This window comes from Stenotrophomonas sp. STM01, assembly GCF_014852135.1.
Taxonomy (GTDB): Bacteria; Pseudomonadota; Gammaproteobacteria; order Xanthomonadales; family Xanthomonadaceae; genus Stenotrophomonas; species Stenotrophomonas capsici.
Genome location: NZ_JACVBA010000001.1, coordinates 1,889,636 through 1,909,875, shown reverse-complemented (window position 1 = coordinate 1,909,875; position 20,240 = coordinate 1,889,636). Strand labels below are relative to the sequence as shown.

Annotated in this window: 17 protein-coding genes; 12 read left to right on the top strand and 5 right to left on the bottom strand. The window is 65.9% G+C overall.

Going from position 1 to position 20,240, the window contains the following annotated elements; genetic code table 11:
• Positions 1 to 54 precede the first annotated feature (54 nt).
• The 4 genes from IB227_RS08875 to IB227_RS08860 form a co-directional block, all read right to left on the bottom strand.
• A complete protein-coding gene (locus tag IB227_RS08875; protein WP_192287042.1) occupies positions 55 to 324 on the bottom strand; it encodes a pilus assembly protein in 270 nt (89 codons plus the stop codon).
• A 191-nt stretch (positions 325 to 515) separates the two neighbouring features.
• Positions 516 to 1,544: an OmpA family protein gene (locus IB227_RS08870; protein WP_192287041.1), complete on the bottom strand. Its 1,029-nt coding sequence runs from the start codon at positions 1,542 to 1,544 to the stop codon at positions 516 to 518.
• Between the two features lie 392 nt (positions 1,545 to 1,936).
• On the bottom strand, positions 1,937 to 2,743 hold the full coding sequence (locus tag IB227_RS08865) for an ABC transporter permease (protein WP_192287040.1): 807 nt from the start codon (positions 2,741 to 2,743) through the stop codon (positions 1,937 to 1,939).
• Complete coding sequence (locus IB227_RS08860; RefSeq protein WP_225591633.1) at positions 2,740 to 3,690, bottom strand: ABC transporter ATP-binding protein; 951 nt, start codon at positions 3,688 to 3,690, stop codon at positions 2,740 to 2,742. Before IB227_RS08860 ends, IB227_RS08865 begins: the two co-directional genes overlap by 4 nt.
• Positions 3,691 to 3,788: 98 nt before the next feature.
• Here IB227_RS08860 and IB227_RS08855 point away from each other — a divergent pair, with 98 nt between their 5' ends.
• From IB227_RS08855 to IB227_RS08840, 4 genes are all read left to right on the top strand, one after another.
• The gene (locus IB227_RS08855) at positions 3,789 to 4,538 is read left to right on the top strand and encodes a ferredoxin--NADP reductase (RefSeq protein ID WP_192287039.1); all 750 of its coding nucleotides are present in this window, start codon (positions 3,789 to 3,791) and stop codon (positions 4,536 to 4,538) included.
• Positions 4,539 to 5,091: 553 nt separating this feature from the next.
• Positions 5,092 to 6,084 carry a fimbrial protein gene (locus IB227_RS08850; RefSeq protein ID WP_192287038.1) on the top strand — a complete coding sequence of 331 codons (993 nt, stop codon included), beginning with the start codon at positions 5,092 to 5,094 and terminating at the stop codon, positions 6,082 to 6,084.
• A 311-nt stretch (positions 6,085 to 6,395) separates the two neighbouring features.
• Complete coding sequence (locus tag IB227_RS08845; RefSeq protein ID WP_192287037.1) at positions 6,396 to 6,698, top strand: monooxygenase; 303 nt, start codon at positions 6,396 to 6,398, stop codon at positions 6,696 to 6,698.
• A 643-nt stretch (positions 6,699 to 7,341) separates the two neighbouring features.
• Positions 7,342 to 8,334, top strand: coding sequence for a fimbrial protein (locus IB227_RS08840; RefSeq protein WP_192287036.1), 993 nt, complete (start codon positions 7,342 to 7,344; stop codon positions 8,332 to 8,334).
• 28 nt (positions 8,335 to 8,362) lie between these two features.
• Here the strand turns inward: IB227_RS08840 and IB227_RS08835 are convergent, their stop codons facing one another.
• A complete protein-coding gene (locus tag IB227_RS08835) occupies positions 8,363 to 11,353 on the bottom strand; it encodes an ATP-binding protein (protein WP_192287035.1) in 2,991 nt (996 codons plus the stop codon).
• A 177-nt stretch (positions 11,354 to 11,530) separates the two neighbouring features.
• Between IB227_RS08835 and IB227_RS08830 the strand changes: the two genes are divergently transcribed.
• The 8 genes from IB227_RS08830 to IB227_RS08795 all read left to right on the top strand — a co-directional run bounded on the left by IB227_RS08830 (position 11,531) and on the right by IB227_RS08795 (position 20,224).
• A complete protein-coding gene (locus IB227_RS08830; protein ID WP_192287034.1) occupies positions 11,531 to 12,766 on the top strand; it encodes an EAL domain-containing response regulator in 1,236 nt (411 codons plus the stop codon).
• A 503-nt stretch (positions 12,767 to 13,269) separates the two neighbouring features.
• A complete protein-coding gene (locus IB227_RS08825) occupies positions 13,270 to 13,794 on the top strand; it encodes a fimbrial protein (protein ID WP_192287033.1) in 525 nt (174 codons plus the stop codon).
• 107 nt (positions 13,795 to 13,901) lie between these two features.
• Positions 13,902 to 14,660 carry a fimbria/pilus periplasmic chaperone gene (locus IB227_RS08820; RefSeq protein WP_225591632.1) on the top strand — a complete coding sequence of 253 codons (759 nt, stop codon included), beginning with the start codon at positions 13,902 to 13,904 and terminating at the stop codon, positions 14,658 to 14,660.
• Between the two features lie 191 nt (positions 14,661 to 14,851).
• Positions 14,852 to 17,431 carry a fimbria/pilus outer membrane usher protein gene (locus IB227_RS08815; protein WP_192287032.1) on the top strand — a complete coding sequence of 860 codons (2,580 nt, stop codon included), beginning with the start codon at positions 14,852 to 14,854 and terminating at the stop codon, positions 17,429 to 17,431.
• A 178-nt stretch (positions 17,432 to 17,609) separates the two neighbouring features.
• Positions 17,610 to 18,299 (top strand): response regulator transcription factor, encoded by a 690-nt coding sequence (locus IB227_RS08810; protein ID WP_318639530.1) that lies wholly within the window; start codon positions 17,610 to 17,612, stop codon positions 18,297 to 18,299.
• Between the two features lie 304 nt (positions 18,300 to 18,603).
• Positions 18,604 to 19,281, top strand: a complete 678-nt coding sequence (locus IB227_RS08805) for a response regulator transcription factor (RefSeq protein WP_192287030.1) — start codon at positions 18,604 to 18,606, stop codon at positions 19,279 to 19,281.
• 153 nt (positions 19,282 to 19,434) lie between these two features.
• Positions 19,435 to 20,019, top strand: a complete 585-nt coding sequence (locus IB227_RS08800; RefSeq protein WP_192287029.1) for a hypothetical protein — start codon at positions 19,435 to 19,437, stop codon at positions 20,017 to 20,019.
• 7 nt (positions 20,020 to 20,026) lie between these two features.
• A complete protein-coding gene (locus tag IB227_RS08795) occupies positions 20,027 to 20,224 on the top strand; it encodes a helix-turn-helix transcriptional regulator (protein ID WP_132863762.1) in 198 nt (65 codons plus the stop codon).
• The last annotated feature ends 16 nt before the right edge of the window (positions 20,225 to 20,240 follow it).

Sequence of the window (20,240 nt, the reverse complement as noted above, 5' to 3'; positions counted from 1 at the left end):
ACGGAAAGCGCCACGCGCAGCGGGGGCTGCGCGTGACGTCAGGACAGGCTCGGCTTACTTGTTGGAGTAAGCGTCCATGCCCTTGTCTTTGTCGGCTTCCTCTTGTGCCTGGTTGGAGACGTTCTTGGCACGATTGATCGACTGCGTTGCGCTCTGGCCGGAGAGTTCCTTGGCCATACCGGCAACCTGGCTGCGCGCGGTTCCACCGAAGTAGGTGAAGGCGGCGATGGCGGCGATGGCCACCAGTGCGGTGATGATGATGTACTCGGTCATGCCCTGACCGCGCTGCTTTTTGAAACCAAACTTACGGGGCGTGTGACGCATGGCTTTCTCCTAGTTTTTTTTGGCAATGCAGTGCATTGGATGCACTGCTGCGCCGTCCTGTTACTTCGGAATTCAAGTCAATGACACCAGTCGCTGATGACGCCCCCTGAACTGATGCGGGCACGATCTAAACACGCCTCCATTGCATGTTCAAGACAAATGGCATTTATCTGCGTGACGATGAAGTTAATTCAGAGCTTCACCAACTCCACGCGACGGTTCTGTGCCTTGCCCTCTTCGGTGTTGTTGTCGGCAACCGGTTGTGAATCGCCAAAACCGCTGGATTCAAGCCTTTTTTGATCGATTCCCGCAGTGACGAGGAAGTCGCGAACGGAGGCTGCACGGCGTTGCGAGAGCGACAGATTGTGTGACGCATTTCCCGTGTTGTCGGTATGTCCATTGATCGAAAGTCGCAGCTCGGGATTGTCGTTGAGCAGTGCGGTCACCTGCTCCAGCTGCGGCTTCGACGCGGGAAGGATGGTGGCCTGGTCGGTTTCGAACTGCACCTGGATGGCCACTTTGCCGGCGTCGTCGATCGATTTCTTCAGCGCGTCGGCCGGCAGTGCCTTGGCGGTGATCTGCACCGGCTTGGTCTCGGCGATCAGCAGCCCGGCCTGGTTGCCGCTCTTGGCGACATGCAGCCAGATGTTGCGGTCCGGCTGGCGGATCACGTAGACATCGGCAGTTTCGTTGTAGATGTCGCCCAGGGCATCCACGCGTTCAACGGCAGCGGAAGACTTCTGGATGTCATCCAGGGCGGCGGCGGGGATCTTGCCGTTGAACACCTGGCGTCCACCCAGGCTCTCGACCAGTGCCTGCAGGTTGCGGGTCAGCTCAAGCTGCGAGAACGGGTGTCCGTCCTTGGCCTGGAGGCGTGCGCCGTAGACCTGGCCCTCGACCCACTCCAGGCGGTCACCGGTCCAGAACGGTACACGCTCGAACGGGTTGGTCTCCGGGCGCTGCGCCTGATAGCCCTCCGGCAGGCCGATGTAAGGGAATTCACCCAGCGTGGCCGTGGAGACGGGCAGCTTCTCGATGTCGAAAGCGTTGCTGGTGGTCGTTGCCTCGGCAGCCGGTGCTGGCGGGTTGGTCTCTGCTGCATCGGTGGCGGGCGCGGCAGGCTCGGCCGGTGCGGGCGTGCGGTTGCACGCGCTGCCCAGCAACAGGGCGAGGGTCGACAGGGCCAGGGCAGTGCGCTTGGTGACGGGTTGTACGTTCATGGAATGCTCCGACAAGGAAATCGCCCCGGATGGCGAGATGGGCCAACCGGGGATGGGACGAGGAAAGCAAGCGTGCGCGATGGATGCATCAACGCTGTGTCAGCAGCGGAGCATGCGACGGGGATCCGGCCGATGAGGGAGCGCGGTAGCGTCGGCTGCGGGCGCGCGACGAAACGGGGCAGGCAGGATGACGGCCGATGAACGGGCCGAGGTGGAACGGCATTGTGCTGCGGTCATTCAGTGCCCTGTCGACGTGTGGTCCAAGAGCCCCCTGTGCGCGCAGCATAGCAATAGCGTCACGCCATCAAAAGATGGCGTGGTGCACGGATATGAAAAAGGGCGGGACCTCGCGGTCCCGCCCTTGTCATGCCGGTCGATCCTGGTTCAGCGGCTCAGCTGCGCAGGCCAACACCGCGCTTGAGCAGCCACAGTGCCAAGGCGGTGAGCGCGGCGACGAAGCCCAGCATCAGCGTGTAGGAGACCCACAGCGGCACGTCGCTGCTGCCCAGCAGGCCGAAGCGGAACGCGTTGACCATGTAGAAGATCGGGTTGGCGTGGGTCAGGGCCTGCGCCCAGCCCGGCAGCAGCGTGACCGAATAGAACACGCCGCCCAGGTAGGTCAGCGGGGTCAGGATGAAGGTCGGCACGATCGCCACGTCATCGAACTTCTTGGCGTAGACGGCATTGATGAAGCCGGCAAGCGAGAAGATGGTCGCGCCCAGCAGCACCGTGCTCAGCGTCACCAGCGGGTGTGGGATGCGCACCGGGGTGAAGAACATCGCGATGATCAGCACGATCACGCCGACCATCAACCCGCGCACCACCGCACCGGCCACGTAGCCGCCCAGGATCACCCAGTTCGGCATCGGGCTGACCAGCAGCTCCTCGATGTGGCGGCCGAACTTGGCGCCGAAGAACGAGGAGCTGATGTTGCCGTAGCTGTTCTGGATCACGCTCATCATCACCAGACCCGGCACGATGAACTGCATGTAGCTGTAGCCGCCCATCTCGCCGATGCGCGAGCCGATCAGGCCGCCGAAGATCAGGAAGTACAGGGTCATGGTGATCGCCGGCGGCACCAGGGTCTGGCCCCAGATGCGCAGGATGCGGTTGATCTCGCGGCGGACGATGGTGCCCAGCGCCACCCAGTTGCGCGAACCGGTGGTGGTCTCGGAAGAGGACGTGACGGAGGTGTTCATGCGTTGTTCTCCAGGTTGCCGGTCAGGCGCACGAACAGCTCTTCCAGGCGGTTGCTCTTGGTGCGCATCGAGCGCACGCGGATGCCGGCGGCGTTGAAGGTGTCGAACACGCGGTTGAGGTCCATCGCCCGCGGCATGTCCAAGTCCAGCGTGTGCGCGTCGGTGGCCTGCAGCGTGGCGCCTTCGATGTGCGGCAGCTGCGCCGGCAGTTCACCGTCGATGTCGAAGATGAAGCCTTCCACGTCGAGCTTGGCCAGCAGGCCGCGCATCGGGCCCTGCTCGACGATGCGGCCGTGGTTGATGATGGCCAGGTTGCGGCACAGCTGCTCGGCTTCCTCCAGGTAGTGCGTGGTGAGGATGATGGTGGTGCCGGCGGCGTTGATCTCCTGCAGCGTCTTCCACATGTCGCGGCGGATCTCGATGTCCACGCCGGCGGTGGGCTCGTCCAGGATCAGCAGGCGCGGGCGGGTCATCATCGCGCGGGCGATCATCAGCCGCCGCTTCATGCCGCCGGACAGCGTGCGGCTCATCATCTGCGCCTTGTTCCACAGGTGCGCGCGCTTGAGCTCCTGCTCGGCGCGGACCTCGGCCTCGGCGCGCGGGATGCCGTAGAAGCCGGCGTAGTTGACCAGGATGTCGAAGGGCTTCTCGAACAGGTTGAAGTTGATCTCCTGCGGCACCAGGCCGATCAGGCGCATGGTCGCGCTGCGCTGGCTGACCAGGTCGCTGCCGAAGACCTCCACCTGGCCTTCGCTGAGGTTCACCAGCGAGGAGATGATGCCGATCATGGTCGACTTGCCGGCACCGTTGGGGCCGAGCAGGGCGAAGAAATCACCCGGGGCCACTTCCAGCGACACGCCCTTCAGGGCCTGCACGCCGTTGTCGTAGGTCTTGCGCAGATCGGTAATGCGCAGCGCGGGGGCTGCGGGGGAGATTCGGGAGTCCAAGCTCGGGCCTTCGCGCCGGGTCTGCGGCGCCGCGTGAATGCAAAGCGCTATTATAGAAGGCCCCGCGGCTTTGCCCGGTCAAACACAGCTTTCCCTTCGTGCCTGCCCAATTCCCCCTCAAGCTGGTCGGACGCCGCATGCTGGCGCCCACCGTTGGCCACTACCAGTTCGTCCGTGACGATGGGCAACCGCTGGATTTCCAGCCCGGCCAGTTCATTCAGGTTCACTTCGAGTACGCCGACGGCACCGCGACCAAGCGCAGCTACTCGCTGGCCACCATCCACGACCACGCGCTGGGCCCGGGCGAGGCGGTGGAAATCGCGGTCAGCTTCGTGCCCGGCGGCGCCGCCACGGCCCTGTTCGAGGGGCTGGAGCTGGGCGGCCACCTGACCGGCAGCGGCCCATTCGGGCGCTTCTGCCTGAACCCGGGCGACCACAACGGCCGCTACCTGCTGATCGCCACCGGTACCGGCGTCACCCCGTACCGCTCGATGCTGCCGCTGCTGCGCCGGGCCATCGCCGAGCGCGGCGTGGAAGTGGTGCTGCTGCAGGGCGCCCGCACCCCGCAGGAACTGCTCTACAGCGGGGACTTCCGTGCCTTCGCCGAGGCCACCCCGGGTTTCCGCTACATGCCCTGCCTGTCGCGCGAGCTGCCGGCCGACCCGCACCCGGACGTGCGCAAGGGCTACGTGCAGCAGCAGCTGGCCGAGATCGGCCCGGACCCGACGCGCGACATCACCTACCTGTGCGGCAACCCGGACATGGTCGATGCCTGCGCCGAGCTGCTGAAGGCCGCCGGCCTGCCGCCGCCGCAGATCCGCCGCGAGAAGTACGTCAGCAGCAAATAGACCGCGTCGGCGGCGAACTGGTCGCGGCTGGCCGGATGCAGCGGTGCGCCCTGCATGCGGACATGCGCTGCGTTTCACCGACGGCCTGGAGTGTGGTGCGGATCAAGGGCAGGTCGTTCGCACCGCTCCATTGTTGGCGTGAGCATCGACAGGCTTGTCGGCGCTGGGGCGACCCGAGGCTACGGGTCCGGAAGACACGCCGGACCTTCAGGCAGCCATTCCAGGATGCCGATGAGCGGTGGACGTTGCCACCAAACTGAAACGATCCTGCCGTTCTCCGGGTAGGACGGGGTTGCGTGCGGACCACGCTGGCCGGAGCGCTGAGCACCTTGCATGCCGGGAATAGGAAATCTAGGACTTTCCTTACTCAATTTCTTCAACTTTGGGCAGGGGCTGATCGTTGCCCGTACAGCAGGCTGGAACAATTGCCCCGTGAGCAGCGCCTATCGGAGGTGATGACTGCGTGCCTTGGCCCGTCAGACGGCTGGACATGGAGGGTCGCATCTTCCGGTGTGGACCAGAGCTGCTGGAACCCATCGGTTGGAGAAGAAAAATGCGCTTGTTCAAAAGAGCTCTTGCGGTCCTTGTGTGGGTTACCCTGGCGGGAGTGTCGCCGCAGGCGCTTGCCGTCACCTGTGTGACGGACAGGGGTGTTCCGGCTGTGCACCAGATGACTCCGAGTGCCACCAGCTTGAAGATCAATCCGAATGTCCCGGACGGAACAGTCCTGGGGAAGCTGCAACAGGTCCTGTCATCCTATACATCCGCCATTTTGACGTGTGAGAACCTCACGTCCATCGATGCGCGCTGGGAAATGACCACGGGCGCTTATCTGGGCAACAGCACCTACGAAAGTGGAATCGATGGAATCGGAATCCGTGCGTACTACCTCCTCACCTATCCATTTGATACGCCACACAAGCGCAGCATCCCGGCAAGAGGTCCGTCACCGGTTACCATCTTGCTTGAGCTGGTGAAGATTGGTCCGATAACGGGAAAGGGAACGCTGAAGGCGGATTTTGGGCGGGTCATTATTCCCAGCGCAGGGGATTTTGTGTGGATGACGCTGAGAATGACGTCCAGTGTGACGGTGGATTCGGGGACGCCGACATGCTCGGTCAGTACACCGGCAGTGCCTGTCTCGATGCCGCAGGCCCAGAAATACTCCTTTACCGGACCTGGTTCGGTATCCGGTGCCCAGACCTTCAACCTTGGTGTGAAATGCGTGGGTGGAAACGCCGGCACATCGGTCGGGGTGTACACAGTGCTGACCGATCAAACGGACCCGGGCAACCGCTCGAATGCCCTTTCATTGAGCGCGGATTCAACGGCATCTGGCGTAGGTGTGCAGATTGTGCACGCGGGCAACATCCTGAGCTATGGGCCGGACCAGAAGGGGGCCGGTACCGAGAACCGCTGGTTCGCAGGCAGGTCCGAGGCCGGTGATTTCATCATTCCGTTGTCGGCCCGTTACGTCCAGACCGGGCAAACGGTCACGCCTGGCAGCGCGAATGCACGTGCCACCTTTACGCTCAGCTACGAATAGCGGGCTGGCGATGCGGTGTTTGTAACGTTTGCTGCGCCGCCATGGAAGGCCGCTGCGGACGCATATACAGGGCGCGTGCAAAACCATCGCGGATCGAGTGCTGTCAGCCACTACTGATGGAACATCACGGTAGAGCCATGCCAAGTTCTGCCGTCTGGCGAAATCAGGTAGGCAAACGATGGGATATGGGCAATGCGCAAGTCCTGGAAAGGGAGAGTGACGGCGAGGACGTGATGGTGCTTTGATGGCTGTTCGAGCCACCGAATGGTTCGATGGCTCACTGGGAAAAGCAGGGACGGAGGACGTTCAACATGAAATATCTGCTGCAGGTCGATTTTTCCTATGCCGGCCCCTGGGGCGTGGAGATGACGCACGCCATGCAGGACCTGGCGGCATCGATCGCCACGGAGAAGGGGCTGATCTGGAAGATCTGGACCGAGGATGCGGCAAGCGGCCGTGCCGGTGGCGTCTATCTGTTCCAGAGCCGGGAAGAGGCGCAGGCCTACCTCGACATGCACGCTGCACGCCTGGCGACGTTCGGCATTCCGGAGGTGCGGGGCATGATCTTCGTCATCAACGAACCGCTCTCGGCTATCGACCGGGCACCGCTGTAGGTCTTTGCAGGTCAGGGCGCCGGTTGCGGTGATGGCGAACGAGTCCGGCTGCATGAAGCCCTGACCGGTGCGCCGCTGCTGTGGTCCATCGGGCCATGGCGGTTTCAGTAGACGTGCTGCCCTTCACCGATGAGCGCTGCTGTTCGAACAGGGCAGCCCAAGGCGTCGATGCGCTCGCCTGCTACGGTGGCTGCCGCCGCGGGCACACATCACCTCCTGCGTGAACGCCGGAGCGCTTCGGCGTTGGTCAGGACGTGTTGCCGTCATTGCCGGACCTGGCTTCGTCAATGAAGCGCGTGACGGTTGACGTCCCCTCCGTCGGCAGCGCCGGCTTTCCTGATCTGCAACGGCCTTGATCGAGAAGGTCTGCACAGGGCATTCATTCTCGGCACAGAACCGAACGGGCGCGTCCAACGTACGCTCCGTCGGGACGAAATGTGTAGTCAGAGAGAAGGTGCTGATGGCAATCCGGCGCCATCATGACGCTTGCCCTGGAAACGTGAAGTCCGAATTCGGAAATCGCTGATCGTTTCCGATTGCCATGGTTGAAAGAATGGCGGCCCTCGCGTGGCCTGACCGCCACGCAGGTCGTTGCCGACGCCGGTGACGAGCCCTCCCTTTTGACCAAGGCACCTTTATGCCGATGAGCAGCAGTACACGCGCGAACGCGTGGCAGTTCGTCCTGGCCGGTTTGCTGGGGGCCAGTGGCACAGCCATGGCCGAAGTCTGCACCACCAACACCGGGCTGCCGGCGACCTTCGCGATGACCCTGCCGGAGACGATCACCATCAATCCGGACCTCGCCGACGGCAAGCTACTGGCCGACATCAGCGGGACCATGGTCCTGCAGGGGGCCACTGAGACGCTTTGTCCGGGCATCACAGGGGAAGCGCCCAACAAGTACATGCTCTCCAGTGGCGTGTATCTCGGTGGGAACACCTACGAGAGCGGCATCCCCGGCGTGGGTATCCGCTTCTACTTCAATGGCGTCGCTTTTCCGCTGGAAAACCGCTTTATCTTTCCTCACAAGGACACGCATAGCTGGCCGGGGCGCCTGCAACTGGTCAAGACCGGGCCGATCAGCCAGTCGGGTTCGCTTGCCGGACTGCAGGGCGGTGCCTACCTGACCAGCCATGGCAACCATCAATGGCGCGTGTTCGCGTTCAACGGCGCCACCAATGTGGACGCGGGACGGCCGACCTGCACGGTCGCCACGCCGCTGGTGCCCGTGCCCATGGGCTCGGCCCGGCTGAAGGAGTTCAACGGCATTGGCACCACGGTGGGCGAGCAGGGCTTCAGCATCGCGGTCGAGTGCGACGGCGGCCGCCCGCAGATTTCCACGGCGGTGTACGGGATGTTGACGGACCAGAACGATCCGGCGAACCGCTCCACCCAGCTGTCCCTCACCCCTGGCTCGACCGCTGTGGGCGTGGGGCTGCAGGTGCTCCACGGCGGCAAACTGCTGTCCTATGGCGGCAACGCCGGCGAGCCGGCCGCCGATGCACGCTGGTTTGCCGGACGCACCCACAACGGCCGCTTCGAGATCCCGTTGATGGCCCGGTACGTGCAGACACGGGCAGAAATCACACCGGGGAGCGCGAATGCCAAAGCCACCTTCGTGCTGAGCTACGAATGATGCCTCCCGGCACCGGTGGCAGCTGGGTTCAGGCCCCTGGCTTGCGCTGCTGCAAGGCCCGGCGGCCCTGTTCACGCAGGTGGACCAGCTCGGCGCGCACTGCGCCCAGGTCACGCTGCTGCAGCAACGCTTCCATCCGGGCGCAGCGTGCCACCAGCTCGGTTTCATGGACCAGCGCGAAGCCGCCGCGCACCGAATGCAGCTGCTGGCCGATGGCGTGGATGGGGTCATCGCCGGGCACCGTCGCGTTGGCTAGGCCTGCGTGATCCAGCAGCTGATCCAGTGTCGCCAGTGACTGCTCGAACGCACTGTCCAGGGCCGCATGCACGGCGGCGGGCAGCGGGCCCGTGGCAAGGTCGGAGGCCGCGGCATTTGCGGCGGACGCCGGTGCCGCTGGGTGGTCCTGCGCAAGGATGCGGCCGATGCTGTCCAGCAGGATCGGCTTGACCAGCACCTCGCTGATGCCGGCCTCCGTGCAGCGTTGCCGGTCATGTGCGGAGGCATGCGCGGTAATGACGATGATCGGCTGCACGAAGCCACGCGCGCGCAGGGCGTGGGCGAGCATGCAGCCGTCCATCCCGGGCATGTTGAGGTCGGTGAACACCACATCGTAGGCCTGCCGTTCCTGCAGGGCCAAGGCGTCGGCCGCGCTGGCGACGATGTCGGCCTGCTGGCCGAGGGCGTCGAGCTGCATCCGCATCAGCTCGCGGTTGGCGGGATGGTCGTCGACCACCAGCACCCGTCGCTGGCTATGCGGCGGTTCAACAGCCAGCGACGGTCCCGGAGTGGGAGTTGCCGCCTGCAGCGGTTCCAGCGGCAGCGTGACCAGGAAGGTACTGCCCTGGCCGAGGACGCTGTGTACCTGGATGCCGCCCTGCATCAACTCGACCAGCGCCCGGCACAAGGCCAGGCCCAGGCCGCTGCCACCGAAGCGGCGGGCGATGGAGCTGTCCGCCTGCGAGAAGCGCTGGAACAACCCGGCCTGCTGCTCGGTGCTCATGCCGATGCCGGTATCGCTGACGCCGATCACCAAGGGCGAATCCGGCCGGTCCTCGTCCTGCAGGTACAGCTCCAGCAGCACATCGCCTTCATGGGTGAACTTGAGCGCGTTGCCCAGCAGGTTGTAGAGGACCTGGCGGATGCGGGTGGGGTCGCCGCGGTACGCCGGGGCCAGTCCATCGTCCAGGCTGGTGTCCAGCACCAGGCCCTTGGCCCGTGCCATGGGCATGAAGAACGCCGCCGTTTCGACGGCAAGGGCCCTGAGGTCGAAGGCGATGGATTCCAGCTGCATCTGCCCGGATTCCACCCGCGAGAAATCCAGGATGTCGTTGATGATGCCCAGCAGCGCGGACGAGGACGAGGTGACGGTGCGTACCTGCTGCAGCTGGCTGCCGGACAACGGCGAGCGTTCCAGCAGTTCGAGGTTGCCGAGGATGGCGTTGAGCGGTGTGCGGATCTCGTGGCTCATCGTGGCCAGGAACGCCGACTTGGCCTGGTTGGCCGCGTCGGCGGCGCGGCGCGCCTGTTCCAGTTCCTGCTGGACCTTCTTGCGCAGCGTGATGTCCTTGAAGTTGCACAGCAGTGCCTGCCGTCCCTGGTAGCGGGTGGGCACGGCCACCACCAGCAGGTCGCGGTGCGACCCATCGGCCATGGCCAGGGTGAACTCGGCTTCGCGGGCAGGTGACGTCGCACCGACCGGGCCGAACCACCGCAGCAGTTGCTGGTGCAGCGGGGCGTCGCCGGCGCGTACCTGCCCGGCATAGGAATCCATCACCGCGTTCTGCAGCAGCGCCTGGCCGGTGTCCGGCGCCAGCAGCGACAGGCCGAACGGAGCGGTCGTCACCATCGTGCGGTTGAGGTCCTCGCTCTCGATGATGCGCAGCGAGCGGGCGTAGCCGGGCTTGAAGACCTTGCGGTCGATCAGCAGCAGCACCGTCCAGACGAAGCCGATCACCAGCAGCATCGCACCGGCATAGGCCGCCAGCCGTGGCCACAGATCGGCCAGGACGGTGCGCCAGGTGAACACATGGACCAGCTTCCAGCCGCTGGCCGAGAGCACGTCGCTGGCGATGAACTGGCCGTCCTGGTAGCTGAACGCCTCATCCGCCGGCGGCTGTGCCAGCGCGGTGCGCAGCAGCGCAGGCGGCAACGTGCCCGGGTTGGGGCCCATCAGCATGCGGCCGTCGTGGTCGGCGATCAGCAGCGCCTCGTGCGGGCGTGCAGTCGCCAGCCGCGAAGCGAACGACGCGGAAGGGTACGCGGCGACGAACACCGCGAACAGCTTCCCGTCCTGTGCCGCGCCCTGCACCAGGCGCACCGAGGGCTGTCCGCTCAGCGGATCGGTGGACGGCCGCAGCCACAACGGCAGGGCAGGGTCGAGCAGGCGCGCGACCACGTGCGGGTCCTGCAGGTTGCCCAGGTCTGGCGCCACCTGGCCGATCAGCTCGGCGGCACCGGCAGTGTTCAAACGCGTGGCGGTGTCGCCCGGTTGCAGCGGGCCCAGCCCGATGAAGCTGCCGTCGGGGTTGTAGAAATAGCCCGAGGCCAACAGGGCATGCGAATAGGCGCCGGCCTGGTAGCTCACTTCGTCGGCCAGGCGCAGGTAAGGCGCATGCACCTGCAGCGGGTGCGCCGCGTCGATGTCACCACGCACCAGCACCGCCGGGAAGCTGCGGTTGCGCTGCAGCACCATCCGCCCGTGGTGGGCGCTGAAGGCCGCAAGCAGCGCGGGGTCCGGGGCCTGCCGGTTGGCCCAGGCGTACTCCTCCTGCCGGACATTGATGCGCATGGCGCCTTCGTGCACGGCGAACAGCGAGCGCAACGCGGTGCGGCGCATGACGAATTCGGCCTGGCGTTCGCCGACGTAGTCGTTGACCTGCGCGTACAGCATCACCGCGGTGACGGTGGCCAGCACCAGCGAGGTCACCAGCCCGCCCACGAACAGCAGCAGCCGCTGGTGGCGGCTGAGCAGGCTCAGGGCATCGCGGCCCCGGCCCACGCGTTCCGGCGGTGTTGTCATCCCGTGCCCCTTAGCTGAACGGCGCTCCATCATAGGGTCAACCGGGCACGCCTGAGCGGATGTCCTACCTGCTGGGGAGAAGAATAAGACTGGGCCGATATGGGCGGGTACGAGCGGTTGGAACAATGTCCCCCGACGCAACAGACGGTACCCCGCCCACTGCCCGGAGACGCCTTCATGAACGCCCAGATCCGCAATGTCCTTCCTGCCACCGTTGCCCTGCCGGTCCCCAGTGCGCTGGTCGTGGATGCCAACGAGCTCCATCTGGCGTCGGTGATGAAGATGCTGGCACGCGCCGGTGCCGACCGGGTCAAGGGCGTGCATGCCGGCGCCGTCGGTATCGACGCGCTGCGCGGTGAGGACTGGGGCATGGTGTTCGTGGACCTGGACCTGCCCGACGTCACCGGCATGCAGCTGATCGACCTGCTGGCCGACCGTGGCAGCAAGGCCGCGGTGGTGATCATGAGCAACCATCCATGCCGCATCCTGCACGCCGCGTCCTGCCATGCCACCGCGCGCGGCCTCAACGTGGTTGCCGCGCTGCGCAAGCCGCTGGACGCGATGCTGGTGCAGGACCTGCTGGAGGAGCAGGCCATCCGCGCCGCGCAGGCACCGCAGGCGGCCCGGCCGGAGGAACCGTCGATGCATGGCTTCAGCGCCGAGGAACTGCGCCGGGCGCTGTTGTCGCACCAGATCAAGCCGTACTTCCAGCCCCAGCACGACGTGCTGACCGGCGCGCTGCGCGGCGCCGAGGTCCTGGCCCGCTGGCATCACCCGAGCGGTCGGGTGCTGGGGCCGCATGCCTTCCTGCCGGCTTTCGAGCGGGCCGGGATGATGGATTGCCTGACCCAGTACATGCTCTCCAGTGCCTTCGAGGTCATGGCCATGGACGGGCACGGTGCCGGCCGGGTGGTGGCGGTGAACGTCCCGGCCAGCGTCGCCTGTTCGGTGCAATGGGCTCAGAGCGTGGCCGACCTTGCCCAGGTGGCCGGGGTGGATCCGTCACAGCTGATCATCGAGATCACCGAGGACGGTGGTGCGGCCTGCAATGCGGCCCTGTCCGGCGTGGTCGCGCAGTTGCGGTTGCGTGGTTTTCAGTGCGCCATCGATGACTTCGGCACCGGCGATTCGTCGCTGGACCGGCTGATGCGTGCGCCGTTCAACGAGATCAAGATCAACCGCGGGATGATCATGCAGGCACGCGAGCACGTGCATGCGCGCAGCGTGCTGGCCAGCATCATCGCCATGGGCCGGCAGCTGGTGGCCACGGTGGTGGCCGAAGGCATCGAGGACCAGGAAGACCTGGCGATGGTGCGCAACCTGGGCTGCCACGTCACCCAGGGCTACCTGCATGCACGGCCGATGTCGCGTGCCGCCTACATGCGTTACGTGCTGCGCAGCGACAACGCCTGACAGGCAACGCCGCACGTTGGAAAGGGCCGGCCTTGCGCCGGCCCTTTTTGTTTCCGGCAACGGTATGCGGATGGCAGGCGCCCTGCGGACGTAAGCGCACTGCATCGTGCAGGCGCAGCAGAAGGCATCGTGACGCCATCGCATCCGTGCAACGTCGCCGACCGGAGCGGGTAGGCCAAGTGCAGACGATGTCGTAGGAATTTTCGGGTTCGCGAGGAAGGCTTTTTTTTCGGAAATGAGTCGCTTGCAGGCGCATCGGGATTCCTCCCGGGCGATAGCGTAATTCCCATCACGATTGCATCGCGCACCCCTTCAACGAACCGATTTCATTTGTTTCAGATAAGTCCTATCTGAAGGCTGCATGGATTCGGACGTCGCTGATTATCTCGCTGCAGCCTGCTCCCTAGACTTCCCCTGCCCTGACAAGACGGCGCACGGCACGACCCGCTGGACGGAAGTCAGGCCCTTGTTGCAATCCAATCCCTCAATCCAGGAATACTGAAATGAACAAGTTCTCCCTTGCTTCGGCCCTCGCCATCGCCCTGTTCGCCGCCCCGGCCGCCCAGGCCGCCGACGGCACCATCGAGTTCACCGGCGCCGTGACTGCCGTCACCTGCTCCATCAATGGCGGCAATGCCGATTTCAACGTGGTCCTGCCGACCGTCACCGCTGCTTCGCTGGCCACCGGTGGCGCTGTCGCCGGCCGTACCCCGTTCAAGATCGAAGTGAGCGGCTGCACCCCGGATACCGGCAAGATCTCGACCTTCTTCGAAGCCGATGCCCATGTGACCAAGGACGGCCGTCTGAACATCGACGACGGCGGTGCCAAGAACGTCCAGGTGGCCCTGCTCAATGACCGCCACGACCTGATCAAGGTGGGTGAGGCCGCTGTTGACCAGAACTCGCAGAAGGTCGACCTGGCTGGCGGTTCCGCTGTCCTGAACTACTACGCGCAGTACGAAGCCACCGGTGTTGCCGAAGCCGGCACCGTGGCGACCCGCGTCCGCTACACCATGTCCTACGAGTAAGCCGAAACCGCGTGGCGGCATCGCCGCCACGCACGGATTTCCGCTGCGCCGTCTCCTTCGGGACGACGGCGCGGCAACCGGGTCCCACGGCCCCAGGAGAAACGACCATGAACAACGGTATCCGTACATTGATGATGTCCACCAGTGTCGCACTGGCCATGTTTGCCTCGCAGGCCGACGCAAGCGTGGTGATTGCAGGAACCCGCGTGATCTTTCCGGGCCAGGACAAGGAAGCAACGGTTCAACTGAACAACGCGGGGCAGCTGCCGGCGCTGGTGCAGGCCTGGCTGGATGAGGGGGATGCCGCCGCATCGCCGGAAACGATCAATGTGCCGTTCACCCTCACCCCGGCGATGTTCCGGCTGGACCCGGGCAACGGCCAGGCATTGCGCCTGCTGCACACCGGGGCGGCCCTGCCCAGGGACAGGGAAAGCCTGTACTGGCTCAATGTGCTGGAAGTACCGCCGAAGGTGAATGACGATGCCAACCGCCTGCAGTTGGCGGTGCGCACCCGGATCAAGGTGATGTATCGCCCCGCCGGCCTGCCCGGCAAGGCCGCCGACGCCCCCGCCGCGGTTCGCTGGGAGCTGCGCCGGCAGGAAGACGGCACCGGTTACGCGCTCAAGGCCAGCAACCCGACGCCGTACTACGTCAACTACGGCAGCATCAGCCTGGGCACCGGCAACGGTACCCTTGATGCCGGCGGAGGCCACGTCGCGCCGGGCAGCAGCAAGCTGTTTCCGCTGGCCGCCTCGGCCGCCTCGGCCGCCGCGGTCCTTACCCACGCCGAAGTGCAGTACAGCGCGATCAATGACTGGGGCGGTGCGTCCCAGGGCGTGCAGCCGGTCAGCGCGCCCACGCGTTGAGCCAGGAGCCGCCAGTGGCGGCTCCGCGCTGACCCCCACTTTCCCGCACCAGCGGCTTCCGGCACGGAGCGGCCGCTGGGCGGATCCCGAATCGATCAGCAGGTGCCCCGGCATGGGGACGCCTGGTGCGTACCTGGAAGATTGCCGTGAACCTGCCTGTCGCCGCTTGCCACCGCTCCGTTGCAACCCCCGTGCGCCGCCGCCTACCGGCGCTGATCGTTGCCATCCTCGCGACGCAGTGCCTGGAAGCGATGGGGCAGGAAACGGCGATGTCGGCCGCGGCGGTGGTCCAGTTCGACACCGAGTTCCTGGTCGCCGGTGGCGGCCGCAACGTTGACATCTCCCGCTTCGAGCGGGGCAGCGTGGTGCTGCCCGGTGTCTACCGCGCCGACCTGCAGGTCAACGGCGATTACGTCGCGCGTGCGGACGTCACGTTCCGCAGCCTCGAGGCGGGCGCCGACGCGGTGGCCTGCATCGATGAATCGCTGCTGGCCCGGTTCGGCGCGGACCTGTCGCTGCTGGACCCGGCCATCCGCGACCGCCTGGCCGTGGCGGCCGCCTGCGAGCGCATCGAGGACGTCATCGCCGATGCGCGCGTGCACTTCGACTTCGCCGCGCAGCGCCTGGAGGTGAGCATCCCGCAGGTCGCCATGTTGCGCCATGCACGTGGCTACGTGGATCCCTCCAACTGGGATGCCGGCATCAACGCCGCCTCGCTGGGTTACAGCTTCAATGTCTACCAGCAGAAGATGCGCGGCAACGCAACCGTCACCCGCGGCTACCTTGGCGTGAATGCCGGTTTGAACGTGGGGGGCTGGCGCCTGCGCCATGACGGCTCCTACAGCTTCGACACCCAGGGCCAGCGCGACTACCAGGCCATGGCCACCTATGCCAAGCGCGAGGTGGCGGCCTTGTCGGCCGAGCTGACCCTCGGCGAGGCCTTCACCAGCGGTGACCTGTTCGATTCGGTCGGCTTCCGTGGCGTGCGCCTGGAAACCGACGACCGCATGCTGCCCGAATCACGTCGCGGTTACGCGCCGACCGTGCGTGGCGTGGCCAACAGCAATGCCAGGATCACGATCCGCCAAGGCGGCTCGCTGATCCACGAGACCACGGTGGCGCCGGGTGCGTTCGAGATCGATGATCTCTACGCCACCGGTTATGGCGGTGACCTGGAGGTCACCATCCAGGAAGCCGACGGCAGCCAGCGCGTGTTTTCGGTGCCGTTCGCCGCGGTGCCGCTGTCGCTGCGCCCGGGCGTGAGCCGTTTCAGTGCCACGCTGGGCACGCTGCGCCAGCACCAGGGCCGCGATGAGCCGCTGTTCGCGCAGGGCACCTGGCAGCGTGGCCTGTCCAACCGCGTGACCGGCTACGCCGGCGTCACCGCCGCGCCGGACTATGCCGCCGGCATGGTGGGCGTGGCCCTGAACACCCGCCTCGGCGCGGTAGGCGCCGACGTCACCCAGTCCTCCACCGTCCTGGCCGATGGCAACGCGGTGCGTGGGGCCAGCTACCGGCTGAGCTATGCACGCGACATCGCCGCCACCGGTACCCACGTCGCGATCGCGGCGTACCGCTACTCGACCGGCGGCTTCTATGGCCTGGGCGAAGCGATGCAGGCACGTGAGGCCGAGCGCCACAGCGATGTCTGGGCACCGCAGCGCCAGCGCAACCGCGCCTCGCTGAGCATGGGGCAGCGCCTGGGTGAGCGCCATGGCCGCCTGCATGCCACCGCGTCGCTGTCCGACTACTGGAACCGGCCCGGCTCGGACGTGAACTACTCCTTCGGCTACAGCGGTTCGCTGGGGCGGATGAACTACGGCATCTCGGCCAATCGCCAGCACAGCGCCGATGGCCGCGCCGATACCCAGTACTACGCCAGCCTGACGGTGCCGCTGGGCAGCGCAGGGCGGTCCCGGACCCTGAGCAACAACCTGTCCTACAACGATGGCGGTCGCTCGCGTGCGCAGAGCACCCTGTCCGGCACCGTGGGCGAGGAGAACCAGCTGTCCTACGGCCTGTCGCTGGCACATGCACGCGGCGGCGACATCGACAGCACCTCCGACCTCAATGCCAACCTGATGTACCGCGCTGGCAAGGCCGACCTGCAGGCCAGCATGGCGGTGGGCAGCCACCACTCGCAGGCATCGGTGGGCGCGCGCGGCGCGGTGGTGATCCATGCCGATGGCTGGACGCTGTCCCAGCCGCTGTCGGAAACCTTCGGCATCGTCGAGGTGGCCGATGCGAAGGGCGCGCGCCTGCTCAACGCCGCCGGCGTCAAGGTGGACGGGCGCGGTTACGCGGTCATCCCGTACCTGACCCCGTATCGCGCGAACACCATCAGCATCGACCCGAAGGGCCTGTCCACGGACGTGGAACTGAAGCTCAACAGCCAGCAGGTCACCCCGCGCGCCGGTGCCGTGGCGAAGGTGCGCTTCGCCACCGAGTCCGGGCGCTCTGCGGTGCTGGAAGTACGCCGCCAGGACGGTTCGGTGCTGCCGTTCGGCGCCAATGTCATCGACGAGGATGACCGCGAAGTCGGCGTGGTCGGGCAGGGTGGTCGCATCTTCGTGCGTGGCCTGCGCGAGACTGGCACGTTGACCGTGCGCTGGGCCGATGATGCGCGCGCGCTGTGCCGCGTCGAGTATCACCTGCCGGCGCGCGGCAAGGGCGAGGGCATCCAGGTGGTGCCGGGCCAGTGCGTCACGCAGGTGGCCGATCTGCGCGAGGCCGACGCCGCGCCGGTGTGGAACTTCGTCAGCGGCGAGTGAGCCGCGCCACGGATTGCGCCGGCACGTCGCAGCAGGCCCGTCAACGCTTGCACGCGCTTGCGCGGCGGGCTGGCCACTGACATAGAATCGCCCCAGCACATGGTCCCCATGTGTGCCGATGGGTGCACCCTTCAAGGGCGGAACCGGCCGGCGGGCGGTGGTCGTTGGAGGGGGTGGCGTGGACAGTTTCAGGATCCGGGTGGTACTGGCCGACGATCATCCCGGGATGATCGCCGGCGTGCGGCATGAACTGTCTTCGGTATCGACCATCGAACTGGTGGGGACGGCCGGTGATTCGACGGCGCTGATGGCCCTGCTGGCCGAGGTGCCGTGCGACGTCGTGGTTTCCGACTACGCCATGCCTGGCGGCGAGGTGGGCGACGGCGTGGCGCTGTTCGGCCTGATGCGGCGTCGCTTCCCGGACGTGAAGCTGGTGGTGCTGACCATGCTGGACAACCCGGCGGTGCTGCACACGCTGGTGACCCAGGGCGTGCAATGCATCGTCAGCAAGTCCGATGCGATCACCCACCTGGTGCCGGCCATCCATGCCGCGCGCACGCAGGGCCGGTACTTCTCGCCGAGCATCGAACGGGTGGTGAGCAGCGTCGACTGGAACCGCCGCAGCCGCAACCCGGACGGCGTGCTGAGCCAGCGCGAAGCGGAAGTGGTGCGGTTGTTCGCGTCGGGGCTGACCGTCAACGAGATCGCCGAGCGCCTGCATCGCAGCAAGAAGACCATCAGCACGCAGAAGGCCAAGGCGATGGAGAAGCTGGGCGTGGAGCGTGACGTGGACCTGTTCCGTTACGCGATGGAGAATGGTCTGGTCGCACCGGCATCGTCGGGCGGCGTCGACCCGGCCGTGGAATGAGTGCGGCCCGCATGTCCATGGCGTGAGCCACGATGACGCGGCACAAGCAGTTTCTTTTGCAAGGATGCACGCATGAAGATCACGCTTTGAACGGCGGATGATGCCTTGCGTGCATCAATTCAGACCGGTCCTATCGGCCGCCTGGCCGGTTTCGGACCTGGGCGCTTACATCGTTGTGCGCCCGCACATACATTTAATTAACAAATTGTGCCGGAACAACCAACGGGTCGGACCTGGCACACGACGATGCCCGCGCGTGCCTGCACGGTGCATCGGCCCGCCTACCTTCATCACTCTGGCCATCATGAAACCACTCAGCCTCCGGGTCGTCATCGCGGACGATCATTCCGCCGTCCGCGCCGGCATCCACCACGTGATCGAAGCGTCCGGTGGCGCATCGATCATGGGTACCGCGCGCAATTCCAGCGAACTGCTGGAACTGCTTGGCCGGGTGGAATGCGATGTGTTGATCACCGGCTACGCGATGCCCGGTGGCCGGCACGGTGACGGCATGTTCCTGTTCCGGCTGATCCGCCAGCGCTTCCCCGAACTGCGCATCGTGGTGCTGACCATGCTGGACAACCCGGGCATCGTGCACTCGCTGCTGAAGCTGGGCATCACCTGCATCCTCAGCAAGTCCGACTCGATGAGCCACCTGATGCCGGCCGTGCACGTGGCCTACGCCGATGGCCGCTACCTGTCGCCGACCATCGCCGAGGTGGCCGATTCGATCACCACCAGTCGCGCGCAGATCCACGCGCTGAGCGGCCGCGAGCTGGAAGTGATCCGGCTGTACGTATCGGGCATGACCGTCAACGAGATCGCCGAGCGGCTCAACCGCAGCAAGAAGACCATCAGCAGCCAGAAGGGTGCGGCCATGCTCAAGCTCGGCCTCAAGCGCGACCTGGACCTGCTGCGTTACGGGCTGGAGTCGGGCCTGGTCGGCGGCGACGCGCGCATGGCGGTACAACGGGCGCACTGAGGCCCGCATCGCATTGGCGGGCTTGTAAAGGACGCTTGACAGAGGCCGGACCCGCACTGCAGGATGTGTCAAGCATCCTTTACAGGGCAGGATCATGCGCCAGACACGCACTTCCATGCGTTCCCGTGCCAACCCGCGCGTGGGACAGCGGCCATGAGCCGCCATGCGTTGTCATGGTGGCTGCTGGGCAGTGGCGCGGTCCTGCTGCTGGGCGGCGTGCTGCTGCAGCAGGTGCTGGCGGCGCTGGTCAACGCACGCGCGGCCGGGGTGCTGGCCGGGATCGGCCTGGGCCTGTTGATCGCCGGCGTGCTGCGCCGGTTGATGCCGGCCGGCTGCGATGCCGCCACCCCGACCCTGCGCCGTCGCTACACCCGTGAAGTGGTCGTGGCCATGCTCGGCTACGTGGTGCTGCTGTGCCTGTCGATGTACCTGCTGCGTGGCGCCGAAGGCGCCGGGCTGCGCGCGTTGATCGCTCTGCTGCCGGTACCGCCGATCGTGCTGGTGCTGCGCGCGATGGTCCGCTACATCCGCGACGTCGATGAAATGCAGCAGCGCATCGAACTGGAAGCGGTCAGCGCCGCCACCGCGTTCGTGTCGCTGGTCTACCTGACCGGGGGCTTCCTGCAGTCGGCCAAGGTCATCGACGTGCCGTCCAACGTGGCGATGATCTGGGTGTTCCCGCTGGTCTGCCTGTCCTACGGCCTGGCCAAGGCCGTGGTCGCACGGCGCTACCACTGAGGCCGGGATGGAGAACCGTCTGCGCGAACTGCGCGAAGCCAGGGGCTGGTCGCAGGGGGAACTGGCCGAACGCCTGGAGGTGTCGCGGCAGACGGTCAATGCGCTGGAGACCGGCAAGTATGACCCCAGCCTGCCCCTGGCGTTCCGCATCGCCCGCGTGTTCGAGCAGAAGATCGAGGGGATCTTCTTCCCTGATGTCACATAGCCGGCCATGCTGCGTC

What these genes read in the sequence shown, in the direction of transcription:
- IB227_RS08840 (WP_192287036.1), top strand. Translation starts at nt 7,342, where the DNA reads ATGAGCAGCAGTACACGCGCGAACGCGTGGCAGTTCGTCCTGGCCGGT.
- IB227_RS08845 (WP_192287037.1), top strand. Translation starts at nt 6,396, where the DNA reads ATGAAATATCTGCTGCAGGTCGATTTTTCCTATGCCGGCCCCTGGGGC.
- IB227_RS08870 (WP_192287041.1), bottom strand. Translation starts at nt 1,544, where the DNA reads ATGAACGTACAACCCGTCACCAAGCGCACTGCCCTGGCCCTGTCGACC.
- IB227_RS08865 (WP_192287040.1), bottom strand. Translation starts at nt 2,743, where the DNA reads ATGAACACCTCCGTCACGTCCTCTTCCGAGACCACCACCGGTTCGCGC.
- IB227_RS08795 (WP_132863762.1), top strand. Translation starts at nt 20,027, where the DNA reads ATGGAGAACCGTCTGCGCGAACTGCGCGAAGCCAGGGGCTGGTCGCAG.
- IB227_RS08805 (WP_192287030.1), top strand. Translation starts at nt 18,604, where the DNA reads ATGAAACCACTCAGCCTCCGGGTCGTCATCGCGGACGATCATTCCGCC.
- IB227_RS08800 (WP_192287029.1), top strand. Translation starts at nt 19,435, where the DNA reads ATGAGCCGCCATGCGTTGTCATGGTGGCTGCTGGGCAGTGGCGCGGTC.
- IB227_RS08820 (WP_225591632.1), top strand. Translation starts at nt 13,902, where the DNA reads ATGAACAACGGTATCCGTACATTGATGATGTCCACCAGTGTCGCACTG.
- IB227_RS08875 (WP_192287042.1), bottom strand. Translation starts at nt 324, where the DNA reads ATGCGTCACACGCCCCGTAAGTTTGGTTTCAAAAAGCAGCGCGGTCAG.
- IB227_RS08825 (WP_192287033.1), top strand. Translation starts at nt 13,270, where the DNA reads ATGAACAAGTTCTCCCTTGCTTCGGCCCTCGCCATCGCCCTGTTCGCC.
- IB227_RS08850 (WP_192287038.1), top strand. Translation starts at nt 5,092, where the DNA reads ATGCGCTTGTTCAAAAGAGCTCTTGCGGTCCTTGTGTGGGTTACCCTG.
- IB227_RS08830 (WP_192287034.1), top strand. Translation starts at nt 11,531, where the DNA reads ATGAACGCCCAGATCCGCAATGTCCTTCCTGCCACCGTTGCCCTGCCG.
- IB227_RS08835 (WP_192287035.1), bottom strand. Translation starts at nt 11,353, where the DNA reads ATGACAACACCGCCGGAACGCGTGGGCCGGGGCCGCGATGCCCTGAGC.